12 protein-coding genes are annotated in these 9,737 nt (G+C 60.3%); 7 read left to right on the top strand and 5 right to left on the bottom strand.

The window, feature by feature from the left end:
• A partial coding sequence (locus HX846_RS03345) for an MsnO8 family LLM class oxidoreductase (RefSeq protein ID WP_178964975.1) occupies positions 1-338 on the bottom strand: 338 nt, incomplete at its 3' end.
• A 217-nt stretch (positions 339-555) separates the two neighbouring features.
• On the opposite strand from HX846_RS03345, the gene HX846_RS03350 reads away from it, so the two are divergent.
• Positions 556-987 (top strand): OsmC family protein, encoded by a 432-nt coding sequence (locus HX846_RS03350; RefSeq protein WP_003214889.1) that lies wholly within the window; start codon positions 556-558, stop codon positions 985-987.
• 182 nt (positions 988-1,169) lie between these two features.
• Entirely contained in the window at positions 1,170-1,409 is a 240-nt protein-coding gene (locus tag HX846_RS03355) for a DUF1161 domain-containing protein (RefSeq protein WP_003214887.1), read from the top strand.
• Here HX846_RS03355 and HX846_RS03360 read toward each other — a convergent pair whose 3' ends face one another.
• On the bottom strand, positions 1,410-1,832 hold the full coding sequence (locus HX846_RS03360) for a hypothetical protein (RefSeq protein WP_032899915.1): 423 nt from the start codon (positions 1,830-1,832) through the stop codon (positions 1,410-1,412).
• A 142-nt stretch (positions 1,833-1,974) separates the two neighbouring features.
• Here HX846_RS03360 and HX846_RS03365 point away from each other — a divergent pair, with 142 nt between their 5' ends.
• Positions 1,975-3,030 (top strand): aminopeptidase, encoded by a 1,056-nt coding sequence (locus HX846_RS03365; protein WP_177028115.1) that lies wholly within the window; start codon positions 1,975-1,977, stop codon positions 3,028-3,030.
• Between the two features lie 96 nt (positions 3,031-3,126).
• Here the strand turns inward: HX846_RS03365 and HX846_RS03370 are convergent, their stop codons facing one another.
• Complete coding sequence (locus tag HX846_RS03370; protein ID WP_177028116.1) at positions 3,127-3,780, bottom strand: HAD family hydrolase; 654 nt, start codon at positions 3,778-3,780, stop codon at positions 3,127-3,129.
• An 11-nt stretch (positions 3,781-3,791) separates the two neighbouring features.
• Complete coding sequence (locus tag HX846_RS03375) at positions 3,792-4,334, bottom strand: gamma carbonic anhydrase family protein (RefSeq protein WP_003214876.1); 543 nt, start codon at positions 4,332-4,334, stop codon at positions 3,792-3,794.
• A 54-nt stretch (positions 4,335-4,388) separates the two neighbouring features.
• Here HX846_RS03375 and prlC point away from each other — a divergent pair, with 54 nt between their 5' ends.
• A complete protein-coding gene (gene prlC, locus HX846_RS03380; RefSeq protein ID WP_178964976.1) occupies positions 4,389-6,488 on the top strand; it encodes an oligopeptidase A in 2,100 nt (699 codons plus the stop codon).
• Positions 6,485-6,757, top strand: a complete 273-nt coding sequence (locus HX846_RS03385) for a YheV family putative zinc ribbon protein (protein WP_003214872.1) — start codon at positions 6,485-6,487, stop codon at positions 6,755-6,757. The genes prlC and HX846_RS03385 overlap by 4 nt, the downstream gene beginning before the upstream one ends.
• Before the next feature lie 27 nt (positions 6,758-6,784).
• Here the strand turns inward: HX846_RS03385 and HX846_RS03390 are convergent, their stop codons facing one another.
• Entirely contained in the window at positions 6,785-7,471 is a 687-nt protein-coding gene (locus HX846_RS03390; RefSeq protein WP_178964977.1) for a tyrosine-protein phosphatase, read from the bottom strand.
• Positions 7,472-7,754: 283 nt separating this feature from the next.
• Between HX846_RS03390 and HX846_RS03395 the strand changes: the two genes are divergently transcribed.
• Together HX846_RS03395 and HX846_RS03400 are read left to right on the top strand one after the other, a co-directional pair.
• Positions 7,755-8,495 (top strand): gluconate 2-dehydrogenase subunit 3 family protein, encoded by a 741-nt coding sequence (locus tag HX846_RS03395; protein WP_178964978.1) that lies wholly within the window; start codon positions 7,755-7,757, stop codon positions 8,493-8,495.
• A gap of 2 nt (positions 8,496-8,497) precedes the next feature.
• On the top strand, positions 8,498-9,737 hold a 1,240-nt coding region (locus HX846_RS03400), incomplete at its 3' end, for a GMC family oxidoreductase (RefSeq protein WP_178964979.1).

Raw genomic sequence — 9,737 nt, forward strand, 5'->3', positions numbered from 1 at the left:
CGGCCAAGGCCCAGGTCGATGCGGCCCGGGTACAGGCTTTCCAGGGTGCCGAACTGCTCGGCGATCACCAGCGGCGCGTGGTTGGGCAGCATCACGCCACCGGAACCGACACGGATCGTCGAGGTGCCACCGGCCAGGTAACCCAGCAATACCGAGGTCGCCGAGCTGGCGATGCCGTCCATATTGTGGTGTTCGGCGACCCAGAAACGGTTGTAGCCGAATTTTTCCACGTGCTGGGCCAGGTCCAGGGAATTGCGCAGCGACTGCGCTGGGCTGCCGTTGGCGCGCACGGGCACGAGGTCGAGGGTCGAGAACTTTACGTCGGACAGCGATTTCATAAGCCTGCTTCTCCAATGGGGGCGCAGGCTTCTTAGACGAACCAAAACCTGCCGCTTCATGTGCATGTCCTATGCAATGAGGGCATATACCCGAGATTCAATAGCGATGGTGAAATTTCCTACTTAATCGCTAGGTTTCTCCGACAAGATGAACTTTGCCGTGGCGTCTATCCTCAGAACCCTTACTGACGCAAAACCACCGTTCGAGGAGACCGCTATGAGTATTGTTAAAAAAGCATCCGCGCATTGGGAAGGCGACCTGAAGACTGGCCTGGGTTCCATTTCCACCGAAACCGGCGTTCTGCGTGAAGCGCCTTACGGCTTCAAGGCCCGTTTCGAAGGTGGCAAGGGCACCAACCCTGAAGAACTGATCGGCGCAGCCCATGCCGGTTGTTTCTCCATGGCGTTTTCCATGATTCTCGGCGATGCCGGGCTCAAGGCCGACAGCATCGACACCCAGGCCGAAGTGACCCTGGACCAAGTGGACGGTGGCTTTGCGATTACTGCCGTGCACCTGACCCTCAAGGCGAAGATCCCGGGCGCCAGCCAGGCGCAGTTCGACGAGCTGAGCAAAAAGGCCAAGGAAGGATGCCCCGTGTCCAAGGTACTGAATGCAACCATTACCCTGGATGGCACCCTCGTTAATTGATCGACCCTTGTAGGAGCGAGCTTGCTCGCGAAGCGCTCAAAGGCGCCGCGCTCTTCCAGGCGGCACGCGTTATCGTTGACGTTTTTCGCGAGCAAGCTCGCTCCTACACGTTCAGGTATGGTCGAATAGCCGATTGCAGACTCAGCGCACACCCGTGCGCGTGCATTCAGGGAGCTTCACACATGAAACGTATTGCCTTGGCGGTTATCTGCTGTGCACTGGCCACGTCGGCGCTGGCGGCGCCAAAAGATTGTGAAGAGCTCAGGAAGGAGATCGAGGTCAAAATCCAGGCGAATGCCGTTCCGTCCTACACCCTCGAAATCGTCACCAAGGAAGAAGCTGACAAGCACGACAGCGCCATGGTTGTCGGCAGCTGTGAGAATGGCACCAAAGCCATCGTCTACCAGAAGAACAACGACTGATCAGATGCAGTTGACGCTACGTTCTTCGGCCAGCAATTGACCCGCTTTGTTGTACAGCCGGATATTCGGGTTGTAGCCCAGTGAGCGCCCTTCCAGGCGATAGCGCTGGCCCGCCTCGAAACGGTCGTATTGCAGGGTCATGAAGCAGGTACGGTCAGTGGTTTGGCCAAACCCGCCGAAACTGCCGCCGGTAGGCACCTCGAAATCAAAACGTACCATCAGCTCATGGCTGCCAGGCGGCACCTGGAAGAAGCGCCCGTCGTTCAGGTTTTTCCCGTCCAGGCGTTGCGCCATTACCAGCTTGGCGCCGGGTGTCGGGGTAGCGAAGTCGACCCAGGCCTGGTGTGGATCAACCGGCGGTAGTGGCGTCGACGCACAGGCACTGAGAAAAATCGCGGCGACGGGAAGCAGTAGCTGACGCATGTTAAGCACTCAACTGTAGGAATGGTTTTTTGAACGGCTGCGTTCGGCAGCACGCTCCCTATGAGTATAAACACGCCACGCCATGGAAAAATTCCCCACAGGCGAGATAGTCTGGCGGGATGGTTACCGGCGAGAGGTTTTAATGGTCAGGCGTTTGCTTCCCGGCTTGATGCTGCTGTTGCTCAGTGGCTGTTCCAGCGTCAGTTATTACAGCCAACTGGCAGACGGCCAATGGCAATTGCTGCGTGCCCGGGAGCCAGTCTCCGCGGTCGTCGCCGACCCGTCCCGGCCACAGGTGCTGCGCGAGCACTTGGCGCAATCGCAGAAAGCCCGCACCTTCGCCAGCGAACACCTGCACCTGCCGGATAACCAGAGTTACCGGCTGTATGCCGATATCGGCCGTCCTTACGTGGTCTGGAACGTGTTCGCCACGCCTGAATTTTCCCTGTCCCCGCAAACCCACTGCTTCCCGATTGCCGGTTGCGTGGCCTATCGCGGCTACTACAACCAGGGCGCCGCACGCGGCCAGGCGGCTTTGTTGAAGCAGCAAGGGATGGATGTGTCGATTGGCGGCGTGGAGGCCTATTCCACCCTCGGCTGGTTCAACGATCCGATCATGAGTTCGATGATGAGCTGGGGGGACGAGCGCCTGGCCACGCTGATTTTTCATGAGCTGGCGCACCAGCGGTTTTATGTGAAGGACGACACCGAGTTCAACGAGTCGTACGCCACCTTCGTCGAGCAGGAAGGTACCCGGCAATGGCGCGCCGCCCAAGGCTTGCCGCCTGCCAGCGAGTCGGCGCTGAAACAGCGCGACCAGTTCACCCGGCTGGTGCTCGATACCCGCAAACGCCTGGAGCAGTTGTATGCGCAGCCGCTGGCGGCAGATGCCATGCGCCAGGCCAAGGCCGCTGAATTCGAGCGCCTGCGCAGTGACTACCGGCACATGCGCGATAGCCAGTGGGGTGGCGACAAGCGTTATGACGCCTGGGTCAACCTGCCGATGAACAACGCAAGGTTGCTGCCGTTTGGGCTGTATGACCAGTGGGTGCCGGCGTTCGTCGCGTTGTTCCGGCAGGAAGGCGGGGATTGGCCGAAGTTCTTTGCGGCGGTGGAGAAGCTGGGCGGGTTGCCGGTGGATCAGCGCAAGGCGGCCCTGAGGGCGTTGGAGGGATCCGGGCAAGTGGTTGGCCGGTAGGGCCTCATCGCGGGCAAGCCCGGCTCCCACATTTGACTGAGTTGTCTTGGCCGACCGTGATCAAATGTGGGAGCTGGCTTGCCTGCGATAGCGCATTCAAGGCCGTTGCAAAAACGCCTGATGCAGCTCGGCCAATGTTTCAAAATGCCAGGTCGGCGCCTCGGCACTCAGCTCTTCATGGCTGCCAAACCCATAACCCACCGCCGCCGAATCCAGCCCATTGCTGCGGGCCCCGATCAGGTCGTGCTTGCGGTCGCCAATCATCAAGGTGCTGGCCGAGTCCAGGCTTTCTTGCGCCATCAGGTGGGCGATCAGCTCGACCTTGTTGGTGCGGGTGCCGTCCAGCTCGCTGCCGTAGATCACCTTGAAGTGCTTGGCGAAATCAAAATGCCGGGCGATTTCCCGGGCAAATACCCAAGGCTTGGACGTGGCTACATACAGCTGACGGCCCTGGCCATTCAATTCCTCAAGCAGCGGCATCACGCCGTCGAACACGCGGTTTTCGTACAGGCCGGTGACCTTGAAGCGCTCGCGGTAGAAATTCACCGCTTCCCAGGCCTTGGCTTCGTCGAAACCATAAAACTGCATGAACGCTTGCAGCAGCGGCGGGCCGATGAAGTGCTCGAGTTTGGTCAGGTCCGGCTCATCGATCCCCAGTTTGGCGAGGGCGTACTGGATCGAGCGGGTGATGCCTTCGCGGGGGTCGGTGAGGGTGCCATCGAGGTCGAACAAAACGGTCTGGTAATGCATGGGTGTCCTTGTCATTGGTCGAAGCCTTCGGCCAGGTGCAGGTCTTTGAGCTTTACGTAGTTCGCGGCGCTGTAGGTGAAAAATGCCCGTTCCTTGTCAGTCAGCGGGCGGATTTGTTTAACCGGGCTGCCAACATACAAAAAACCGCTCTCAAGTTTCTTGCCCGGCGGCACCAGGCTGCCGGCGCCGATGATCACCTCGTCTTCCACCACGGCGCCGTCCATCACAATGCTGCCCATGCCGATCAGGATCCGGCTGCCTACCGTGCAGCCATGCAGCATGACCTTGTGGGCAATGGTCACATCGTCGCCGATCAGCAGCGGGAAACCATCAGGATTGAAGGGGCCTGCGTGGGTAATGTGCAGCACGCAGCCGTCCTGCACGCTGGTGCGCGCACCGATGCGGATGCGGTGCATGTCGCCGCGGATCACCGTCAGCGGCCATACCGAGCTGTCGGTGCCGATTTCGACGTCGCCGATCACCACCGCCGATGCATCGACGAAAGCCCCGGCGGCCAGGGCCGGCGTGTGATTCTGGTAGGTGCGAAGGGTCACGATAGGCTCTCTCTCTTCTGCTGATAGCTGCGGTGGGCGTTGATTGTAATTAAGATGGCCCCATCTTTGTTCTTACATGTTTCTTCAGCCAAGGTGCCAACCGTGAGCGCGAACAACCCTCTTCTGCAGTCCTACGACCTGCCGCCGTTCTCGGCGATCCGTGCCGAGCACGTGCAGCCGGCCATTGAACAGATCCTCGCCGACAACCGCGTCGCCATCGAAGGGATCCTGCAAAGCCAGGGTAAAAATCCGACCTGGGCCGGGCTGGTCCTGGCCATGGACGAACTCAATGACCGCCTGGGTGCCGCCTGGAGCCCGGTCAGCCACCTGAATGCCGTGTGCAACAGCGCCGAACTGCGGGAAGCCTACGAGGCGTGCCTGCCGGCACTGAGCGCCTACTCCACCGAGATGGGCCAGAACCGCGAGTTGTTCCAGGCCTTCGACGCCCTGGCCAACAGCCCGGAAGCCGCCGGCTTCGACGTGGCGCAAAAAACGATTCTGGAACACTCCCTGCGGGACTTCCGTCTGTCGGGTATCGATTTGCCGCCTGGGCAGCAAAAGCGTTATGCCGAAGTGCAGAGCAAGCTCTCCGAACTGGGCAGCAAGTTCTCCAACCAATTGCTCGATGCCACCCAGGCCTGGACCAAGCACGTCACTGACGAAGCAACCCTCGCCGGCCTGACCGATTCCTCCAAGGCGCAAATGGCTGCGGCTGCCCAGGCCAAGGGCCTCGACGGCTGGCTGATCACCCTGGAATTCCCAAGCTACTACGCGGTGATGACCTACGCCCACGACCGCGCCCTGCGTGAAGAAATCTACGCAGCCTACTGCACCCGCGCGTCGGACCAAGGCCCGAATGCCGGTCAGAATGATAATGGCCCTGTCATGGAGCAGATCCTCGACCTGCGTCAGGAGCTGGCGCAACTGCTGGGCTTCGCCTCGTTCTCCGAGCTGAGCCTGGCCACCAAAATGGCCGAGTCCAGCGACCAGGTGCTGAGCTTCCTGCGGGACCTGGCCAAGCGCAGCAAGCCGTTTGCCACCCAGGACCTGCAACAGCTCAAGGCCTATGCCGCCGAACAAGGCTGCGCGGACCTGCAAAGCTGGGACAGCGGTTTCTACGGCGAAAAACTGCGTGAGCAGCGTTACAGCGTTTCCCAGGAAGCCCTGCGCGCCTACTTCCCGATCGATAAGGTACTCAGCGGCCTGTTCGCCATCGTGCAACGCCTGTATGGCATCGAGATCGCCGAGCAGAAAGGCTTCGACACCTGGCACCCGGATGTTCGCCTGTTCGAAATCAAGGAAAACGGCCAGCACGTCGGCCGCTTCTTTTTCGACCTGTATGCCCGCGCCAACAAGCGTGGGGGTGCCTGGATGGACGGCGCCCGTGACCGTCGCCGCACGGTTGATGGCGTGCTGCAAAGCCCGGTGGCCAACCTGGTGTGCAACTTCACCCCGGCCGACAGCGGCAAGCCTGCCCTGCTGACCCACAATGAAGTGACCACGCTGTTCCACGAATTCGGCCACGGCCTGCACCACCTGTTGACCCGTGTCGAACACGCCGGCGTGTCCGGCATCAACGGCGTGGCCTGGGATGCGGTGGAGTTGCCGAGCCAGTTCATGGAGAACTGGTGCTGGGAGCCGGAAGGCCTGGCGCTGATTTCCGGTCACTATGAAACCGGTGAGCCGCTGCCACAGGACCTGCTGGAAAAAATGCTCGCGGCGAAGAACTTCCAGTCCGGCCTGATGATGGTTCGCCAGTTGGAGTTCTCGCTGTTCGACTTCGAGCTGCACGCTACCCACGGCGATGGCCGCAGTGTGCTGCAGGTGCTGGAAGGCGTGCGTGATGAGGTGTCGGTGATGCGTCCGCCCGCCTACAACCGCTTCCCCAACAGCTTCGCGCATATCTTCGCTGGCGGTTACGCCGCGGGTTACTACAGCTACAAGTGGGCGGAAGTGCTGTCGGCCGATGCCTTTTCCAAGTTCGAAGAAGATGGCGTACTCAATGCCGAGACTGGCCGAGCGTTCCGCGAGGCGATCCTGGCCCGTGGCGGTTCCCAGGCACCGATGGTGCTGTTCGTCGATTTCCGCGGACGGGCGCCGTCGATTGACGCACTCTTGCGCCACAGCGGCCTGAGTGAGGACGCGGCAGCATGAGTGAAGCACCTGTGAAAACCAAAAAACGCTTTATCGCCGGGGCAGTCTGCCCGGCGTGCAGCGAGCCGGACAAGTTGATGATGTGGAGCGAGGACGATGTTCCGCACCGCGAATGCGTGGCTTGCGGCTATTCCGACACGCTGAATGAACAAGGTCTGTCAGTGCCCAAGGAATTGGGTACGCGGGTCAATACGTCGGCGTTGAAAGCACCGGACCCCAAGGTGCAAGCGGTGCAGTTCTTCCCTAATCCGAAGTTGAAGAAAGACTGATCGTGAAGCGCTCCCTGGGTTGATGGCTCAGGGAGCGACCACCCAGGCGGTTTTTTCCTCGGCCGGGTCTTTGGCGTTGTCCGCGGTATTCAGCCAGCTTTTCATCGAGCACAGTGCAAAGGCGCTGGTGCTGCATTCGCCGTTGGCCAGTGCGGTGCGTAACTTGTCGACATCGGCCCTCATCATGTAGCGAACGCCGTCCTTGAAGCCGCTACTGGCGCCAAAGCCGCCCAAGGTCATTTCGTTCAGCGCGTCTTCCTTGCTCCATCCCTGAATCACCACCCGATACATCGCCGCCATCAGGCCCGTGCGGTCGGAGCCGTGTTTGCAGTGCATCAGCACCGGGCCGTTGGCTTCGGCATCCTGAATCGCGCGCAACGCTGCGAGCACATCGGCGTCATCGACATGGTTGGTGCGATAGGACAATTGCACCTGGTTGATGCCGGGTGATTTCAGCCAGTTGGCATCTGACTCGGGCAAAAAGTTGATCACCGTTCCGATCTTGAGCTTTTCCAATACAGGAACAGCACCGCTATCCGGCAGCGCGCTGCGATAGAGCGTGGGCGACATTTGATACAGGTTGTATTGATTGCCCACAGGCTGGGCCCATTCCGATGAACGGATGGGCGTGAGCTCTTCGGCCTGGGAGGGTGCGGTGGTGAACAACGCCATGAACACGAGGCTGAGGGCAGGCAGCAATTGATTCTTGAACATGCGCGATGTAACCGAATAGGAAGGGGCTGATGGGGCCCAGATTCGCCTACAGGGGGTCAATGCCGCGTGAGGTGCTCGTCAAAGAATCGTGAATAAGCCGGCTCCGAGCAGGTTTTTTCGCGCTGAATCGATTTTCCCCGATCCTTAGCCTGCTATCCTTTGTAACTATTGATTGCTGCTGTGTTCTATCCCCTTGGGTCCTTTGGATCCCATTTACTGCCAAAACTATAAGTCGTTCCTCGAAGCGGCTGATAAATCCGTGACCACATGATGAGGTGCCACCATGTCTGATCAAGATCAAGACAACCCCCGGCGTGAGTTTTTACGCAAATCCTTGACCTTGATCCCCGTGGTCACTGTCGCCAGCACGGGCCTGGGCGGTTCGATGCTGATGGCGGTTCCCGAACCGGCTCAAGCCAGCCCGGAGAAGGCGCCCGTCAGCAGCAAGGCCTATGAGCCGAGCTATTTCACTGGCGAGGAATGGGCCTTTATCAACGCGGCCGTTGCGCGCCTGATCCCGGCGGACGACCAGGGCCCAGGCGCCCTGGAAGCCGGCGCGCCGGAATACATCGACCGTCAGATGAACACGCCGTACGCGGCTGGCGCCCTGTGGTTCATGCAAGGCCCGTTCAATGCCGACGCGCCGCCTGAAATGGGCTGGCAGAGCAAATTGGTGCCCAAGGAGATCTATCGCCTGGGCATCGCTGCCACGGATGCCTGGTCGAAAGCGATGAACGGTAAGCTATTTGCCGAGCAAGACAGCGCTACCCAGGAAAAGTTGTTGCAGCGCCTGGAGGCCGGCGACGCGCAGTTCGACAGCGTCCCGCCGATGATTTTCTTCAATCTGTTGCTGCAAAACACCAAGGAAGGGTTCTTTTGCGACCCGGTCCACGGTGGCAACAAAGGCATGGTCGGCTGGACCATGATCGGCTTCCCCGGCGCCCGCGCCGATTTCATGGATTGGGTTGAACGCAACGAGCAATACCCCTTCCCGGCTGTTTCGATCCGTGGCGAGAGGGCGTAAACGTGGCGACCATCATGAAGAAAGTGGATGCAGTGATTGTCGGCTTTGGCTGGACCGGCGCGATCATGGCCAAGGAGCTGACGGAAGCTGGCCTCAACGTGGTAGCGCTGGAGCGCGGCCCGATGCAGGACACCTACCCGGACGGCAACTATCCCCAGGTCATCGACGAACTGACCTACAGCGTGCGTAAAAAGCTCTTCCAGGACATCTCCAAGGAAACCGTGACCATTCGCCATAGCGTGAATGACGTGGCGATGCCCAACCGCCAACTGGGCGCTTTCCTGCCTGGCAACGGTGTCGGCGGTGCAGGCCTGCACTGGTCCGGCGTGCACTTTCGGGTGGACCCGATCGAGTTGCGCATGCGTAGCCATTACGAAGAGCGCTACGGGAAAAACTTCATTCCCAAGGACATGACCATCCAGGATTTCGGCGTCAGCTATGAAGAGCTGGAACCATTCTTCGACTATGCCGAGAAAGTCTTCGGCACCTCCGGGCAAGCCTGGACGGTGAAAGGCCAGTTGGTGGGCGAAGGCAAGGGCGGCAACCCTTACGCACCGGATCGCTCCAATCACTTCCCGCTGGAATCGCAGAAGAACACAGTCTCCGCACAGCTGTTCCAGAAGGCCGCCACGGCCGTGGGGTACAAGCCCTACAACCTGCCTTCCGCGAATACATCGGGGCCGTACACCAACCCTTACGGCGCCCAGATGGGCCCGTGCAACTTCTGCGGCTTCTGCAGCGGTTATGTCTGCTACATGTATTCCAAGGCTTCGCCGAACGTGAACATCCTGCCGGCCTTGCGCCAGGAACCCAAGTTCGAACTGCGGCCCAACTCCCACGTGCTGAAGGTCAATCTCGACAGCACCAGGAGCAAGGCGACCGGCGTGACGTATGTCGACGCCCAGGGGCGGGAATGCGAGCAGCCGGCGGACCTGGTGATCCTCGGTTCCTTCCAGTTCAACAACGTACGCCTGATGCTGCTGTCGGGCATCGGCAAACCCTACGACCCGATCTCCGGTGAGGGCGTGGTGGGCCGCAACTTCGCCTACCAGAACATGGCCACCATCAAGGCGTTCTTCGACAAGGACGTGCACACCAACAACTTCATCGGTGCCGGCGGCAATGGCGTGGCGGTCGATGACTTCAACGCCGACAACTTCGACCATGGGCCTCACGGCTTTGTGGGCGGCTCGCCGATGTGGGTCAACCAGGCGGGCAGCCGGCCGATTGCGGGTACCTCCA

Origin of the sequence: Pseudomonas sp. K5002 (genome assembly GCF_013386655.1) — a bacterium.
In the GTDB taxonomy this organism is placed as follows: Bacteria; Pseudomonadota; Gammaproteobacteria; order Pseudomonadales; family Pseudomonadaceae; genus Aquipseudomonas.